This window comes from Kocuria sp. JC486 (assembly GCF_011602805.1).
GTDB classification, from domain to species: Bacteria; Actinomycetota; Actinomycetes; order Actinomycetales; family Micrococcaceae; genus Kocuria; species Kocuria soli.
This window is the reverse complement of the sequence record NZ_JAAOZS010000002.1, coordinates 120,484-135,680: the sequence shown is the minus strand read 5'-3', so window position 1 is coordinate 135,680 and position 15,197 is coordinate 120,484. Positions and strand designations below refer to the sequence as shown.

Genomic DNA, 15,197 nt, shown 5'->3' with positions numbered 1-15,197 from the left:
TTGAGCGACACGATCGCAGGCAGGTACACCCTCATCGACCCCATTGCCCGGGGCGGATCCGGAACGGTCTGGCGGGCCTGGGACCAGCGTCGTCGCAAACTGTGCGCCGCCAAGGTCCTCCGCCAGCGTGACTCGGCCGACCTCCTGCGCTTTGTGCGCGAACAGTCCGTCAAGCTCGAACACCCCCACGTGCTGGCCCCCTATGGCTGGGCCGCCGAGGACGAACACGTGGTCATCGCGATGGACCTGTGCGACGGCGGGACCCTGGAGACCGCGCTGCAGGACCACGGGGCATTGTCCGACGAGGTGGTCGAGGAAGTCATGCTGCAGTTGCTGCGTGCACTGCACTTCGTCCACGCGGAGGGCTGGATCCACCGGGACGTCAAACCCGCGAACCTGATGATGAATGCCACGGGGATGGGGCGACCGCTGGCGCGGCTTGCCGACTTCGGCATCGCCACGCAGGTCGAGGACGCACGACTGACCCGCATCGGCACCGTGGTGGGAACCCCCGGGTACATCGCCCCCGAACTGCTGGAAGGCGCCGACCCCGACCCCGCCCAGGACCTATTTGCCGCCGGGGTGGTCGCCATGCGCATGGTGCAGCCGAACCACGGCCGCGGCCAGAGCCCCACACCCGACATGGCACTCGCCGCCTTCGGGGAGGAGTCACTGCTCGGGGCGGAGATCGCAGCGCTGCTGGACCCCGACCCGGCAGTCCGTCACGACGGCGCCCTGGCGCTGCAGGAACGGCTGGCGGCCGAGTCAGAGGACCGACGGTTCGACCCCGCCCGTACCCGTGACGGGGAGGTCCTCGAGATCTTCCAGGCGCTGGACCCCCTCCCGACGGAATGGCAGGAGATCGTCGAAGGCAGCCGTCAGCCCCCCGAACAGCCGACCACCGGGGCCGTGACGGCCGCACGGAGCGGTGACGCCGGGGACTCGGGCGCGGCAAGCGCGGCAGCCAGTACGACGACGACCACCGGACCCGGTCTGGACGTGCCCAGTGGCGGTTGGGTCCGGACCAATTACGGGATGGTCTCCACACCACCGCCCGGGGGCGAACCGCTGGTCGGACCGGCAGCCGGCCCGGCGGGTGCCGCCTTGCACGGGATGCCTTCCGGGCTCACGGGTGAAGGGGATGTTGCCCCGGCCACGGCTCCACCCACGAGCGGACCGACCACGGGCTCGGTCGTGCAGGGGCCGCTGCCACAAGGGCAGGAGTCCCGCGCGACCTTGTTGGGCGGTGCCGTGGCGCAGGGATGGAACTCGCCGATGCCTGGCACCGCGTCACAGCCGCGGCCGGACCTGTCTCACCTGAGTGTGGACGACCCCACGGACACGTCCCTGGACGCCCCGCCGACGTATCTGCCGAACGCCGGACCGGTGCGGCACAGCGGCTATCCGAATACCGGAGCCACCTCCTCGGCGCAACCTTTCGTCCCGATGGGGCGGCCTGTGTCTCCCCCGGGGGCCCGACGCTCCGGACCCTTGGCTCGATTCGGCATCGCGGGTGCCGCCGGTTGGGTCCTGATCGGACTCTTGGCCCTTGTCCTGGTGACCGCTGTGGTCCTGGGTGTCATCCTGCTCAACGGGACGGGTGGGGAACCAGACCCCCCGCCCACGAACACTCCAGCACCGACCTCCACTCAGGAAACTCCGTTCACGGAGCAGACCGACGACAGTGACAACGGTGAAGCGACCATCGGTCCCGGATTCGGTGGGGAAGGCCCCGGGAGCATCGGCGGGTAGCAGGCAACAGCCCTCAGACCGCGGGCCGGCGCGCACCCCGACCAGAGACCGTTTTTTCAGGAAGTAGGCAGACACGGATGACCCAGTCCGGACCGCGCGGTGAGCGCTTGCACCAGGACATCGAACGTGCGGGGTTCTACCCGCAGTTGGTGCACGACGTGGTGGCAGAGGCACTCGACGGCACCGCACCGGATTCACACCTGGTGCAACTCGAGACCACGTTCGACCGGGACGAGATTCACCGACACATCACGGTCCTGGTCCTCGCGGGCCAGGTCCTGCACATCACGCACGTGGACGATCAGCAGTACGACGAGGCGGGACACGAAGTGGTGGCCCTGGTCTCGACCGAATCCGTAGCCGCCTCCGAGGTTCACTCTGTGACGCTGACCTACGCGTACTACAAGCCGCAGGAGTACCAGCCCGGTCATCCGATCAGCGAGGTCAACCTCTCCGTGGCCTGGACGGGGACCCGCAATCTGGACCTGCAACCGGCCGGTTGTGAGGACCCCCAATGCGAGGCCGACCACGGCTACACCGGTATGTCTGCCGTCCAGGACGTGGTCCTGCGCATCAGCGCCGAGGCCGACGGGACGGAAGCCGTCGAGGGTGCTCGCGAGTTCGCCCGGTGTCTGCGCCGAGCGGCGTTGAACCAGTCACCGATCCGCTGATGTCCGGTTCGCTTGAGTCACCGGAAGCGTCGTTGCCCCCGCCACCCCGCTACGGGGGAGGGGCGGTGGCCGACGTCCTCAGTTCTGCGGCGGGCGCGCTCGGGGTCCCCGGATATCGGGACGTCCTGGGTCTGCCGTCCGCGCAACGCTACGTCGTCGTGCTCGTCGACGGGCTGGGGCTGGAGCAGCTCCGGGCCCGTTCCGGGTATGCACCGTTGCTGCGCCGCGCACCGCTCACCGCGGAACTTGACGCGGCCTTCCCGACGACGACGGCGGCCTCCCTGGCGTGCCTGGGCACGGGACTGCCCGTCGGCGTGCACGGCTTGACGGGCTACGACTCCTACTCGCCGGAACTCGGCGAAGCCGTGAACATGCTGGGGAACTGGGATCCGCGCGTCGACCCGCTGGCCTGGCAGCCCGAGCCCACGGTGCTGGAGGCCGCTGAAGCAGCCGGAGTGGACGCCGTGACGGTGAGCCGCAAGAAGTTCCGTCGTTCCGCACTGACCGCTGCCGCCCTGCGGGGTGGCCGGTTCGTGGGGGCCGACACGACCCACGCCCGGGTACGCGCTGCACTGGAGAACTTGAAGCCGGGGCGTCGGGGTCTCATGTACTTCTACTGGGACGACTTGGACAAGACCGGTCACCAGCTCGGGTGGGAATCAGCGGAGTGGAACGAACACCTCGAGGAGCTCGACAGCACGCTGCGGCGGTTGATTGCGGGCGTACCACCGGAAACCACGGTCCTGCTGACGGCTGATCACGGCATGGTCGACGTCCCCGTTTCTGGACGAGTTGACGTCTCCTCTATCCCGGGGCTGTTGGACGGTGTGTCGACCACCGCGGGTGAGCCCCGCTGCCTTCAACTGCATGTGGGGCCGGGCACCGACAACGACCAACGGCAGGAGACCCAGACTGCGCTCATGGCCGCCTGGCGCCAGGAATACGGGACCGCGGTGCATGTCGCCACCCGTGAACAACTGCTGGCCGGTGGATGGTTCGGAGATCCCCGATCACTGCGGCCGGAGGTGCCCGCGCGCATCGGTGACGTCCTGGTGCTTCCGGCGCACGAAGACCTGGCCTTCCACGACCTCTCCCGGATCGGCCTGGGAACGCTCGGCATGGTGGGCCAGCACGGGGGACTGACCCGTCAGGAAGCGGTGGTTCCGCTCATGGATCTCACGGGAGTCTGAGACCTCCGACTCGGTTGGCCGTCCGTTCAAGCGGAGGGCCCGGGACCAAGCGGAGGGCCTGAGGCGAACCGGAGGGCCTGGGGTCAACCGGTGGTGCCGTCCAGAGCCACGCCCGCATCCGCCGTGTCGGAGGTGACGGACGATGCCAGGCTGTCCGTCGCCGCACCCGGAACGGTCACATCCGTTCCCGTGCCTGTCCCGGTGTCCGGTACGGCCGGGTCGGCGGGGACTGCGGGGACTGCGGGGTCGGGGACCACCGGTTCCGCGGGGACGACCGGCTCGACCGCCGGGGCTTCCTCCACCGGGGCCTCTTCGACGGGGGCATCTTCCACGGGCGGCACCGTCTCCACCGGGACCGGAACCTCTTCCGTCGGGACGGGTTCCACCGGAACCACCGGCTCCTCGGGGACGGGAGCGGGGGCCTCCTCCGTGGGGGTTTCGGACGGTGAGGATTCGGTGGGCGACGGCGACTCCGACGGGGAAGCGGTGCCCTCACGGACCGTTCCCGACGGCGACGCCGTCGGACTGGGGCTGGATCCCGCGGTTTCCCGGTCCCGGTCCGCCCCGCCCAGCAGGATCAGATAGACCGCACCGGCCAGGACCAGGGCACCGACCGCCAGGAGCACCGCGGCTGCCACGGCCTTGCTGCGCCCGGAGATCGACTCCCGCTCCGGGGCGGGTCGAGTGGACCGGGGGCGGTCCGTGGACGGTGTTTCGGGTGTGGGTGCCATGGCGGTGCAGAGTCCTTGGTCAACGAATCACGCCCGGTTACGGGCACGATGTCAGGGGGGAGGTCAGTTGTCGTCGTTCTTGGCGCCGAACACGATCTCGTCCCAACTCGGGACGGAGGAACGGGAGCGCTTAGCACCGGCTCGACCTCGCGGCCGGGGCCGCGGCGTTTTTTCCTGGGCCGGCTTCTCCGTCGGCGCCTGCTCCGTCGTTGCCTGCTCCGTCGTTGCCGCTTCCTCTGCCGGCTGATCCGCAGCGGAGTCCTCCGAGGACTCGTCGGAGCGAGCTTCGGTGGTGGCTTCGGCGGCACCCCTGAGCGGGGTCACGGTGGCCTCGTGCTGCTCGGTCCCGGCATCGGCCGCATCGTCGTTCGACGCCGGGGCAGAGGCGGTGGGCGCATCGGCGGAGTTGCCCAGCGGACGCGAATCGGTGTCGGTGATCTCGACGACGGGGGAGTCCGGCCTGTCCTGGTCGTCGGCGCGTCCCAGGTGGTGGATCGTGGCCCCCGCCGACTCCTCGGATGCATTGCCGTCCTCGGCCGTTGCTTCCGCTGTGTCCTCCTGGACCTCGGGTGTGGAGCCCTGGGTGGAGTCCGGCTCGGCATCCTGCGGGGCCTGCTGCGAGGACTGTTGCGCGCTGGTCTGGCCGGCGGGATGCGCGGGGTTGACGGGCCGGTCGAACAACGTCGAGTTCTGCGGCGCGGAGATCGGACGCGGATGACGGCTGACGTGACCCATGCTGCGGCCCAGGATTTCGGCCAACTGGTCATCGGATTGCGCGTCGTGCCCCAGTCGCTGACCGCGCCTGGCATCCAGGACGTCCAGCAGTTCGTCAGTCTCCTGGGCCGAAGCCGTCTCACGAACGGTGCTCTGCTTCTGCCCCAGATTCTGTGCTGCGGCACCGGAGTCACGGCCCGTGGCCTCGGAGGTGGATTCTTCGGCGGAATCGTCAACGGCGTCGACGGCGGACCCGTCTGCGTCGTCGTTCGAGGGTTCCTCCTCCGGTGCTGCGTCGTCGGCCACGGGACCCTCGTCGGGAGTGACTGACGCGGGCACCCGCGAGGACGGCGCGCCGAACAGGCTGTCACTGCCCGTCACCGCGGACTCGGCCTGCGGGGAGGCCGTGAGGCTGCTGGCCCACCCGTTGTCCGGGGTCACGGTCAGGCTCGCGGGGTTGAAGATCCACTGCGCCGAGGGTTCCTGGTCCACCAGATCGCGCGGGGCGGCATCGGGGTTGGCCACGCGGAACCGCGCGGAAACCTGCCACTGCTGGTCCGGACGCTGCCAGGCGTCCCAGTCCAAGGAGGTCGTGGCTACGCCGAGCTGGGCGGCGTGGGTCATGACGATCTGGGAAAGGCTCTGGGCCTCGCCGTCGAAGACGGAGCGGTAGGCCCCGGAACGAGACGTCCGGGCGACCACCTCGACCTTCTGGGCCTCGCGGGCGATGTGTGCCCGCTCGGCCAGGATGGGCCACTCGTAACGACGGACGCGGGCGGCTTCCCAGCCCGACTCCTCGACGATCTCGTCCACCGTGGCTCCGGCGCGGAACCGTGCCTGGATGTCACGCGGCCCGAAGTCCCCGGCCTGAGTTCCCTGACGGCGAGGTGCCACCCGCCGGGCTCGCTGAACCGTGCCGCGCAGGTGCTGGTCGATGCGCAGCAGGTGGCGGCCACCGTCCGGGGTCTCGACCACCAGGTGCTCGCCGTCGTCGTGCACGCCCACAAGGCGCAGCTCGTCCATACTTCTCCAGCCTTCGCTACGGGTGTTTCGGTTGTCGAGTGCAGTCGAAAGGCCTGCCGTGGTCCGGGGCCCGTGTGGTCCCGAAGCACAGAGGGTGACCGGTCTGGGGGAAGTGGCACTCACTGTCGACTCCGCAGTCTAGTGCCCGGACAATCCATCTTTCCCCAAGACACCGTGCCCCCGGGACTGGGAGCGAGGGTCTGAAGGATGGATAATCAGTGTGCTGGAGAGTGAATCGGCTCACATCCGTGGGAACTCATTGCGTTCTGAGCGTACGTGGTTGGATTTTTGGGTCTCTTTGGTGAACAATCTCACCGACACGGGGCGCCGACGCCTCCGGGATCCCCCGCTCCACGGAGCCGAAGATCGCGCCCCGGTTCCACACACGGTTCTTAGCATGGATGGGAACGAGATGGCCACAGACTACGACGCACCGCGCAAGCAGGACGAAGAACTCAAGGAAGACTCCATCGAGGAGTTGAAGTCACGCCGCGGCGGTCAGCAGTCTGCGAGCGTGGACGAGGACGAGGCGGTTGCCGCCGAGAGCTTCGAGCTACCCGGTGCGGACCTCTCCCACGAGGAGCTCTCCGTCGTGGTGCTTCCCGCCCAGGAGGACGAGTTCACCTGTGGTTCCTGCTTCCTGGTGCGCCACCGCTCGCAGATCGCCGAGGAGCGCAACGGCCTCAAGATCTGCGTGGAATGCGCGGGCTGAAACCCCACACGTGCCGATGACTGAGGGCCCCACCGCCGGTGGGGCCCTCAGTCATTGGGACGGTCTTCGGGGCGGCCGTGTGTCCGCGCGATGCCCCGGCCGCGGATTCAGTCCGCGTTGAGTGCTTCCGCGAGTTCGCGGGGGTGCCGCGTGGAGGTCAGCCAGTAGGGGGTGGGGTCGACGGGGTCCACGATCTCGATCCGACAGATGGGCCCGACGGAGGCCGAGAAGTTCATGTAGGCCCGTGCATCGAGTTGGGGACCGCGTACGGCGCGAACCTCGTCAGGGTTGGTGAACGACTCAACGGTCCCCACGTACCGGCGCTCGATCCGAGCCCGTCCCACCTGGAGTTCTTCCGAGGTCACGACGATCCGCGGGGCGCGGGAGTAGGAGATCCCCGCCGTCGTCACGACGGCGAGAACGGCACCCAGGACGCCCAGCCACGGTGCGATGGGGTAGAGCGCAATGAGAACGGTCAGGCCGAAGCCGATGAACAGCAGCCACATCCACCACGCCGGGTTCAGGCGTTCCTGGTAGAGCACGGTGTTCTGGGCCTCCCGGTCGGTCGTGGGTGATGTCATGGGTCTCATGTTCTCACGCGCTGGCAGGTGCCCGTCGCCGGTTAGAGTGGGGCACTGTGTTCGACGACTACCAGAATCCCACCGAGGTCGCGCCCTCGCAGACCCGTACCGCCCCGGAGCGTCTTCCATTGAAGGTCCGGAGGCTCGATCCCGGTCTGCCGCTGCCGGTCCACGCCCGCCCGGGAGACGCGGGGATGGACCTGCGAGCGCGTGAGGACGTGGTCCTGGAACCCGGGCAGCGGGCCCTGATCCCCACGGGCGTCGCCATTGCGATTCCGGAGGGCTGGGCCGGATTCGTGAATCCACGGTCCGGGCTGGCGGCCAAACACGGCATCACGGTGGTCAATGCGCCCGGAACGGTGGATGCTGGTTACCGGGGCGAAATCAAGGTGACGCTGTTGAACACGGATCCCACGCAGACTTTCGAGATCGCTCGCGGAGACCGAATCGCTCAGCTCGTGGTACAGCGGGTGGCGATGGTCGAGGTCCAGGAAGTGGAGGAACTGGACCAGACCGAACGCGGCGATCGCGGTTTCGGTTCCTCGGGCCGGTACTGACGGTAGGCAGAAGAGACGAGTAATGGTGTTTGGACGTAAGAAGAAGAACCAGACGGCGGAATCGGTCGAGTCCGGGGACGCCGCTGAGGTGGACTCCCTGGATCCGCGAGCGGAGGGTCCGTGGGACGTCTCCGAGGTCGACTCACGCGACGGTTACATCGACCTGGGCTCGATCCTGATCAAACCCACCGAGGGGGTGGGTCTACGCCTCGAGGTCGACGAGAAGACCAAACGGCCTCGTGCGGTGAACCTGGACGTCGCCGGCTCGACCGCCCAGATCCAGGCGTTCGCGGCACCCAAGTCCAGTGGACTGTGGGACGAGATCCGCAAGGACCTCAAGGACTCTCTGGCGCGCAACAACGGCACCCCGGAGTCGGTCGAAGGCACCTTCGGGACGGAGCTGCGCGCACGGTTCCCGGCGAAGACCTCGGACGGAACCGACGGCTACCGACCGGCACGGTTCGTCGGCATCGACGGGCCGCGGTGGTTCCTGCGTACGGTCATCTCCGGCGCGGCCGCAATCGACGTCGCGGCTTCGAAGACTTTTGACGAGATCATCCGCGGGATCGTCGTGGTCCGCGGCAACGATCCGATGCCCCCGCGGGACCTGCTCCCGCTCACAGTTCCCGACGGCGCCCACCGGGCCTCGGGATCACGGGCCACCCGCCGCGCAGCCTTGCGCAACTCGGGCCAGTCGGCTGACGCCTCGGCTCGGGTACGTGCCGCCGGCAAGGAAGCGGCCGCGCGCCAGACCGCTGAGCAGAACGGCGGGCAGAACGGTGGATCGGGTGGGCTCCAGCCTCCCGAGCGCGGGCCCGAGGTGACGGAGATCCGATGAGCGACTCCTGCTCACCGTGCACGGCCTCCATGGCCTCCGTGCTGACCAACACCATCCCCGAGGTGGCGCCGGCGCACGTCGGCCAGGCCGACCTCGATGCCGACCGGTCCGCGACCCGGCGCAAGGTACGCGCCACCGGGGCCGTGGTGGAGGTGGGCATCGCTCCCGTTCACGACACCGCCGAGTTCTCCGCCCTCCTCATTGCCCAGGATCCGGAATGCCCCTCGGTGGAGGGCAAGCCCGTGCGCCTGGTGTGGCAGGGGCAGCGTGAGGTTCCCGGCGTGGCGGTCGGGGTGTACCTGGACTGCGTGGGGCTGCTGTGCCACCGCGGCCCGGACGCCACGATCTTCAACCCGCGCTACGAGATCGTGGCCAAGAAGGTCCGCCGATGACGGGCGCCGTGCCTCCCGGAACACCGGAGGGCGAACCCCGGGAGGACCCGGGCACCGAGTCGCGCATCGAGTCGGCCGACGACGCCGGATCGCGCGATTCCCGTGCGGTGCGTTCGGCCATGACTTCCTACGCGCAACGCTCGGGGATGCGCCGCAACGCCAACGGCCAGCTGGACGTCCTGCACGCCATCGGTGGATGGCGTGGACTCACCGAGGCCCTCCTGCCCGGTGCGATCTTCCTGACCGTTTTCGTGCTCACCGGTGACCTGGGCACCGCGTTGATCGGTGCGCTGGCGGTGGCCGGCGCGTTCACCGTGATTCGGCTCGTTCAGCGGCAGACGCTCGTCCAGGCGGTCTCCGGCCTGATCGGAGTGGCGATCTGCGCCTACTTCGCGGCCAAGAGCGGAGAGGCCAAGGACTACTACGTCCCGGGCTTCTACATCAATGTGGTCTATGGTCTGGGCTTCCTGGCCTCCGTGCTGGTCCGGTGGCCGCTGCTGGGACTGATCTTCGGATACATCCGTGGTGAGGGCACGGCCTGGCGGGAGGTCCCGGTGCGCCTCAAGGCCTATCGCCTGGCCACGATGTTCATCGTTCTGATGTTCGCGCTGCGGCTGGCGGTCCAGCTGCCCCTGTACTTCTCGGACCAGGTGTCCGCGCTGGGGATCACCCGCCTGGTGATGGGCGCCCCGTTGTACGCGATGGCCCTGTGGCTCGCCTGGATGGTGTCCCGCCCGCAAGCCGTCAAGACCCCGGAGGACGAACCAGAACAGGGTGCGTCGGATCAGCGCAAGGACCCGGGTCAGCGCGCGAACAAGCGGTGAAGTCGGCCTTCGCCGTCGCCCGTGGCAAGGAAGAACAGTTCGTCCTCCGCTTCGATCACGTCGTCGTCGGTGGGTGCGATCGGTAGCCCGTCCCGCAGGATGGCGACCAGGGTGGCCTCCTGCGGCCAGGGGACCTCACCCACGGTTGTGGCCACCAGGTCGTGTTCGCGGGGCACGGTGAAGGCGTTCAGGGTCGCCCGGTCGGACTGAAGGTTCAGCAGCCGCACGACCCCGCCGATCTCCACGGCCTCCTCGACCAGGGCGGTGATCAGTCGCGGCGTGGACACCGCGACGTCCACGCCCCAGGCCTGGTCGAACATCCACTCGTTCTTGGGGTTGTTGACCCGCCCGACCGTGCGCGGCACGCCGAACTCCGAGCGCGACATGAGGGAGACGACCAGGTTGACCTTGTCGTCGCCGGTGGCTGCCACGATGACGTCCATCTGTTCGAGTTGCGCTTCCCGCAACACCATGGGATCGCAGGCGTCACCGACGATCCAGTGGTTGTTCCGAAGATCCGCACGACCGATGGCATCCGGTTTCTCGTCGATGACGACGACCTGGTGCCCGTGGCCGCACAACTCGCGGACGATCGAGGACCCGACGGACCCTGCCCCTACGACGGCTACCTTCACGCTTCCTCGCTCCCGTCGGAGTCCTCGTCCAGCCGCAAGGACTGTGCCAATTCCTTGATCTGCGCCGTGGGCGGTTGAGCCAGGACCCGGGCCACGTCTTCGATGTCCTCGATGCGCATCATGGCGTGCACGACGTCGCCCTTCTGGTAACTGGTCGAGGGCCCCGGGAGGATGCCTTCGCCGAAGCGGGTCACGAAGGCGATTCGAACCCCCGTGGCCTCCTGGATCGCGTCAAGATGCAGGCCGGACCAGGAATCGTCCAGGGAGAGCTCGCCCAGCTGGAGCCGCCCGGAGGCCTCCCTCCAGTCCCCGGCAATGCTCTGCTCCGGCAGCATGCGCCGCAGCACCTGGTCGGCGGACCACCGGACCGCAGCCACCGTGGGGATGCCGAGCCGTTGGTAGAACTCGGCGCGGGCGGGGTCGTAGATCCGGGCCACCACGCGTTCCACGCCGAATGTCTCGCGGGCCACCCGGGCCGCCAAGATGTTCGTGTTGTCGCCGCTGGAGACGGCCGCGAAGGCGTACGCGGTCTCGATCCCGGCGCGGCGCAGGACGTCTCGGTCGAACCCGTGCCCGGTGACCTTCTTCCCCTGGAACCCGCTGCGCAGCCGACGGAGGGAGCGGTCGTCCTGATCGACGACGGCCACCGAGTGCCCGGAGTCCTCCAGGGCGTGGGCGAGCATGACGCCCACGCGTCCGGCACCCATGATCACGAAATGCGGCATGCAGTCAGGGTACTGCCCTCCCCGGCCACCACCGCGCACCCTCGATGAGCCCTGGACGGTGCGGTGGGGCTAGCCTGGTCCGGTGAGTATTCTGCGAGCCGTACGCACCACGCTGGTGGGGCGCCCGTTGCACAACGAGCGTTTCGCCGAGACGGCTCTACCCAAACGCACCGCGTTGCCCGTGTTCTCCGCGGATTCTCTGTCCTCCGTGGCCTACGCACCGGATGAGATCGTGTTGACCCTGGCCCTGGCCGGCATCTCGGCCGTTGCGCTGTCACCGTGGGTGGGGCTGGCCGTGGTCCTGGTGACGGCGGTCGTCGTCGCGGCCTACCGGCAGAATCTTCGGGCTTACCCCTCCGGCGGTGGGGACTTCGAGATCGCCTCCAAGAACCTGGGCCGCAAGGCGGGGGTGGTCGTCGGTTCGGCGCTCATGGTGGACTTCACCCTGGTGGTCGCAGTGTCGATGTCCGCTGCCGCCCAGTACCTGGCGGCGGCATTCACCTCGCTCATCGATCACCGGACCGAGGTGGCCCTGGTCGGTGTCCTGCTGGCCGGTCTGTTGAATCTCCGCGGCCAACAGTTCATGGGACGCGCTGCCGTGGTGCCCACGTACTTGTTCGTCATCGTCATGTTCGTGCTGATCGGTGTGGGCGTGGTCGAGTCCGTCACGGGCGGGTTGACGCCGGCGCCGTCGTCGAGCTGGGAGATGCTCCCGACCGGCGACCAGCAGACCGCCTGGAGCACCCTGGCCATGGTCATGCTGATTCTCCGTGCGTTCTCCTCGGGCGCGGTCTCCGTGACCGGCGTCGAGTCCGTGGCCGGCTCCGTGCAGTACTTCAAGAAGCCCAAGGGGCGCAACGCCGGGACCGTCCTGACGATCATGGGCGCGATCTCCTGCGTGCTGCTCATGGGGACCATCTACCTGGCCCAGCGCACCGGCGCGATCGTGGTCCTGGACCCCGCCGCGCAACTGCGGATCGACGGTCGTGCGCCCACCGAGGACTTCTACCAGAACCCGTTGCTGGGGCAACTGGCGCGGTCGGTCTTCGGCCTGGACACGCCGATGTTCTACGTGGTGATCCTGGCAACTGTCTTGGTGCTCGTGTTCGCAGCGTCGACCGCATTCTCGGGATTCCCGGCCCTGGGTTCACGGCTGGCCCGCGACTCCTTCCTCCCCAGGCAGCTCAAGGCACGCGGTGACCGTTTCGCCTTCACCAACGGGATCATCGCGCTCCTGGTGGCCGCCGCGCTCCTGGTGGTGTTGTTCCGGGCCAACGTCAACGGTCTGGTGCAGCTCTACGTGGTCGGGGTCTTCACGTCCTTCACCCTCACGCAGGCCGGCATGGTGCGGCACTGGAGGCGGCAGCGCCGCTACGTCCACGAACCCGCAGCCCGACGGCGGCTGATCGGCCCCACGGTCCTCGCCCACGTCGCCTTCGTGCTGAGTGCCACCGTGTTGGTCATCGTGCTCGTGACCAAGTTCGCCCAGGGCGCGTGGATCACAGTTGTGGCCATGTGCCTGCTGGGCGGGCTCATGCTCGCGATTCGGCGGCACTACGACTTCGTGGACCGGGATCTCAAGCTGGAACGCAATTCCTCGGTGCGGGCACTGCCCTCCCGGGTCCACGCCATGATCATCGTGCCCTCGGTCCGGAAACCCACGATGCGTGCCCTGGCCTACGCCCGTGCCTCGCGCCCATCCACCCTGGAGGCGATCGTGGTGGACGTGTCCCCGGCGATCACCACGCGCATCCTCGACGAATGGCGCAGGCTGGAGATCCCGGTACCCGTCACGGTGCTCGATGCCCCGTACCGCAACTCCGTGCAGCCGGTGATCGACCACCTGCATCGCGTCCGCCGTCGTTCCCCCCGCGACCTGGTGGTCGTGTACCTGCCCGAATACGTGGTGGGGACCTGGTGGGAGCGGATACTGCACAACCAGTCGACCCGGGCCCTGGCCGGCCGACTGCGCTTCGAGCCGGGGGTCATGATCGCCTCCGTCCCTTGGCGGGTCGACTCGGGTGATCCCGCCCAGACCTCCTCGGCGGGCTCCGGGCTCCAAGACCCATCTTCCGAGCGGACGGAGACCAGGTGAACCACAGTCATGACCGGCCGGAGGAATCCGAGGTCGTCCTCCAACCGCACGACTGGGCCCACGGAGGGCACACCGTGGCGCGTACGCCGGAGGGCAGGGTCGTGTTCGTCCGCCACGCCGACGTGGGGGAGACCGTGCGTGTACGGCTGACGGAAAGCGACGAGAACGCCAAGTTCTGGCGCGGGGACGTCGTCGAGGTCCTGGAGGCCTCGCCCGATCGACGCGACCGTCACCCCTGGGAGCCCGCCGATGCACTGCGCGCGGCTGCCCTCGGGCGCCGGCCCGTCGGAGGGGCAGAATTCGGGCACCTGGGCCTGGAGCGGCAGCGGGAGATCAAGACCGGCGTTCTCCGGGATCTGTTGGGCGGGATCGGCAAGTTCGGTCCGCAGGAACTCGACCAACTCGCTCCCCGTGTGGAAGCGCTGCCGGGGGAGGACCCGGATGGTCTCGGTTGGCGGACCCGCGCGCACTTCGCGGTCGACGACGACGGCGCGGTGGGTATGCACCCGCACCGCAGCGAAGACCTCGTGCCGGTCGAGGGCTTCCCGCTCATGGTTCCGGCGCTGGAACGTCTCGAGTTGCACCGGGTGAACCTGACGGGCGTGGCCCGAGTGGATCTGGCCGCCCCCGACGGCGGGAGGACCCAGCAGCCGCCGCAGCTGCTCCTCACCCCGCGGTCCGACTCAGCCCGCGGAACAGTCACGTCCTCGGCCCACGGTGCCGAAGCCCGGGACGCACTGATCGCGCGTCTGGAGCGGGACTTGCTGCCCCACCTGGACCGGGTCGGCCCCGGAACCTCCGTGGTCCTCGGCCCGCCCGAGGGCCGAGCGGGTGAACACACCGTTGTCGCCGGGCAGGGGCACGTCGTCGAACACGTCGATCACCACGCCTGGCGGGTTTCGGCTGGAGGGTTCTGGCAGATCCACAAACTGGCTCCCGGGCATCTTCTCGAGGCGGTGCTGCGTGCCGCGCAGCCGCGAGAAGGCCAGTTCGCTCTCGACCTCTACTCGGGGGCGGGACTGTTCACGGCTGCCCTGGCCGAGGCCGTGGGGGCGCGCGGGACCACGACCGGCGCCGTCGTCGGTGTGGAAGGCTCGCCGGTGACCAGCGCGGACGCGGCCCTGACCTTCGCCGACGACGACCACGTGGAGGTCGTGCGTGGGGGAGTCGAACAGGTCCTGGCGCGCCGCTGGCCGGGGACCGTCCGGTCCCGTGGACGCCGCGGCTCCGGCGGGCGCCACGGGCGGGCGCGAACCCGAACAACTGCGGGATCCGCCGTGGCCGACGGCGCGCGTCGACCCGACGTCGTCGTGCTGGACCCGCCCCGGGCCGGCGCAGGCAAAGCCGTCGTGGACGCGATCCACGCACTGAGCCCGGAACGGATCGTGTACGTGTCGTGCGATCCGGCCACGCTGGCCCGTGACCTCGCCCGGTTCCGCCACCACGGGTGGGCCGTCGAGTCGATGCGGGCGTTCGATCTCTACCCCAACACCCACCACCTGGAATCGCTGGTGACCCTGACCCGGTGAACCCGCCTGGCCTGCCGGAGGCCTGTCAAGTATTCGCGGAACGGCCGGGAGCTCCTCGGAAAGAACGGCCGGTAATGACAGGGGGACGCTCCCCGTGACAATTTGTCGTCAAACGGCGCCTCGCGGAAGCGTCACGCAGTGAACAGGTGTCTCAAAGCGGTATATTGGGGCGCGACTGCCGGGACGTCGACGTCGCCCAGCCGGTGCCCAGTACCGGTCCACATGCGG

The 15,197-nt window shown here is 68.9% G+C and carries 15 protein-coding genes; 10 read left to right on the top strand and 5 right to left on the bottom strand.

The window, feature by feature from the left end; translation table 11 throughout:
• The 3 genes from GWK18_RS01930 (at nucleotide 1) to GWK18_RS01920 (ending at nucleotide 3,613) form a co-directional block, all read left to right on the top strand.
• The gene (locus GWK18_RS01930) at nucleotides 1–1,752 is read left to right on the top strand and encodes a serine/threonine-protein kinase (protein WP_123824534.1); all 1,752 of its coding nucleotides are present in this window, start codon (nucleotides 1–3) and stop codon (nucleotides 1,750–1,752) included.
• Between the two features lie 77 nt (nucleotides 1,753–1,829).
• Nucleotides 1,830–2,423, top strand: a complete 594-nt coding sequence (locus GWK18_RS01925; protein ID WP_123824533.1) for a DUF5998 family protein — start codon at nucleotides 1,830–1,832, stop codon at nucleotides 2,421–2,423.
• Nucleotides 2,424–2,455: 32 nt separating this feature from the next.
• The gene (locus tag GWK18_RS01920; protein WP_348535801.1) at nucleotides 2,456–3,613 is read left to right on the top strand and encodes a nucleotide pyrophosphatase/phosphodiesterase family protein; all 1,158 of its coding nucleotides are present in this window, start codon (nucleotides 2,456–2,458) and stop codon (nucleotides 3,611–3,613) included.
• A gap of 83 nt (nucleotides 3,614–3,696) precedes the next feature.
• On the opposite strand, the gene GWK18_RS01915 is transcribed toward GWK18_RS01920, so the two are convergent.
• Both GWK18_RS01915 and sepH read right to left on the bottom strand, forming a co-directional pair.
• Nucleotides 3,697–4,344 (bottom strand): hypothetical protein, encoded by a 648-nt coding sequence (locus GWK18_RS01915; RefSeq protein ID WP_166832822.1) that lies wholly within the window; start codon nucleotides 4,342–4,344, stop codon nucleotides 3,697–3,699.
• 63 nt (nucleotides 4,345–4,407) lie between these two features.
• Nucleotides 4,408–6,081 carry a septation protein SepH gene (gene sepH / locus GWK18_RS01910; protein ID WP_166832820.1) on the bottom strand — a complete coding sequence of 558 codons (1,674 nt, stop codon included), beginning with the start codon at nucleotides 6,079–6,081 and terminating at the stop codon, nucleotides 4,408–4,410.
• Between the two features lie 412 nt (nucleotides 6,082–6,493).
• On the opposite strand from sepH, the gene GWK18_RS01905 reads away from it, so the two are divergent.
• On the top strand, nucleotides 6,494–6,793 hold the full coding sequence (locus GWK18_RS01905; protein ID WP_123824529.1) for a DUF4193 domain-containing protein: 300 nt from the start codon (nucleotides 6,494–6,496) through the stop codon (nucleotides 6,791–6,793).
• Nucleotides 6,794–6,900: 107 nt separating this feature from the next.
• Here the strand turns inward: GWK18_RS01905 and GWK18_RS01900 are convergent, their stop codons facing one another.
• On the bottom strand, nucleotides 6,901–7,374 hold the full coding sequence (locus GWK18_RS01900) for a DUF3093 domain-containing protein (RefSeq protein WP_166832818.1): 474 nt from the start codon (nucleotides 7,372–7,374) through the stop codon (nucleotides 6,901–6,903).
• A 128-nt stretch (nucleotides 7,375–7,502) separates the two neighbouring features.
• On the opposite strand from GWK18_RS01900, the gene dut reads away from it, so the two are divergent.
• From dut to GWK18_RS01880, 4 genes are read left to right on the top strand one after another with little or no spacing between them, the layout of a single operon-like run.
• Nucleotides 7,503–7,931, top strand: coding sequence for a dUTP diphosphatase (dut, locus tag GWK18_RS01895; RefSeq protein ID WP_245192720.1), 429 nt, complete (start codon nucleotides 7,503–7,505; stop codon nucleotides 7,929–7,931).
• Between the two features lie 22 nt (nucleotides 7,932–7,953).
• On the top strand, nucleotides 7,954–8,769 hold the full coding sequence (locus tag GWK18_RS01890; RefSeq protein WP_166832814.1) for a DUF3710 domain-containing protein: 816 nt from the start codon (nucleotides 7,954–7,956) through the stop codon (nucleotides 8,767–8,769).
• Nucleotides 8,766–9,161, top strand: a complete 396-nt coding sequence (locus GWK18_RS01885) for a hypothetical protein (RefSeq protein WP_245192702.1) — start codon at nucleotides 8,766–8,768, stop codon at nucleotides 9,159–9,161. Before GWK18_RS01890 ends, GWK18_RS01885 begins: the two co-directional genes overlap by 4 nt.
• Nucleotides 9,158–9,985: a DUF3159 domain-containing protein gene (locus GWK18_RS01880; protein ID WP_166832812.1), complete on the top strand. Its 828-nt coding sequence runs from the start codon at nucleotides 9,158–9,160 to the stop codon at nucleotides 9,983–9,985. The genes GWK18_RS01885 and GWK18_RS01880 overlap by 4 nt, the downstream gene beginning before the upstream one ends.
• On the opposite strand, the gene GWK18_RS01875 is transcribed toward GWK18_RS01880, so the two are convergent.
• Both GWK18_RS01875 and GWK18_RS01870 read right to left on the bottom strand, forming a co-directional pair.
• Complete coding sequence (locus GWK18_RS01875) at nucleotides 9,964–10,620, bottom strand: FAD-dependent oxidoreductase (RefSeq protein ID WP_166832810.1); 657 nt, start codon at nucleotides 10,618–10,620, stop codon at nucleotides 9,964–9,966. The two genes, GWK18_RS01880 and GWK18_RS01875, sit on opposite strands and share 22 nt — an antisense overlap.
• On the bottom strand, nucleotides 10,617–11,345 hold the full coding sequence (locus GWK18_RS01870) for a TrkA family potassium uptake protein (protein ID WP_123824523.1): 729 nt from the start codon (nucleotides 11,343–11,345) through the stop codon (nucleotides 10,617–10,619). The genes GWK18_RS01875 and GWK18_RS01870 overlap by 4 nt, the downstream gene beginning before the upstream one ends.
• A gap of 82 nt (nucleotides 11,346–11,427) precedes the next feature.
• Between GWK18_RS01870 and GWK18_RS01865 the strand changes: the two genes are divergently transcribed.
• A complete protein-coding gene (locus GWK18_RS01865; protein ID WP_166832808.1) occupies nucleotides 11,428–13,440 on the top strand; it encodes an APC family permease in 2,013 nt (670 codons plus the stop codon).
• Entirely contained in the window at nucleotides 13,437–14,969 is a 1,533-nt protein-coding gene (locus tag GWK18_RS01860; protein ID WP_166832806.1) for a TRAM domain-containing protein, read from the top strand. The genes GWK18_RS01865 and GWK18_RS01860 overlap by 4 nt, the downstream gene beginning before the upstream one ends.
• Nucleotides 14,970–15,197: the final 228 nt, after the last annotated feature.

Excerpts from the sequence above, each read along its gene's own strand:
- GWK18_RS01925 (WP_123824533.1), top strand. The coding sequence starts at position 1,830 with ATGACCCAGTCCGGACCGCGCGGTGAGCGCTTGCACCAGGACATCGAA.
- GWK18_RS01915 (WP_166832822.1), bottom strand. The coding sequence starts at position 4,344 with ATGGCACCCACACCCGAAACACCGTCCACGGACCGCCCCCGGTCCACT.
- sepH (WP_166832820.1), bottom strand. The coding sequence starts at position 6,081 with ATGGACGAGCTGCGCCTTGTGGGCGTGCACGACGACGGCGAGCACCTG.
- GWK18_RS01905 (WP_123824529.1), top strand. The coding sequence starts at position 6,494 with ATGGCCACAGACTACGACGCACCGCGCAAGCAGGACGAAGAACTCAAG.
- GWK18_RS01900 (WP_166832818.1), bottom strand. The coding sequence starts at position 7,374 with ATGACATCACCCACGACCGACCGGGAGGCCCAGAACACCGTGCTCTAC.
- GWK18_RS01890 (WP_166832814.1), top strand. The coding sequence starts at position 7,954 with ATGGTGTTTGGACGTAAGAAGAAGAACCAGACGGCGGAATCGGTCGAG.
- GWK18_RS01885 (WP_245192702.1), top strand. The coding sequence starts at position 8,766 with ATGAGCGACTCCTGCTCACCGTGCACGGCCTCCATGGCCTCCGTGCTG.
- GWK18_RS01880 (WP_166832812.1), top strand. The coding sequence starts at position 9,158 with ATGACGGGCGCCGTGCCTCCCGGAACACCGGAGGGCGAACCCCGGGAG.
- GWK18_RS01870 (WP_123824523.1), bottom strand. The coding sequence starts at position 11,345 with ATGCCGCATTTCGTGATCATGGGTGCCGGACGCGTGGGCGTCATGCTC.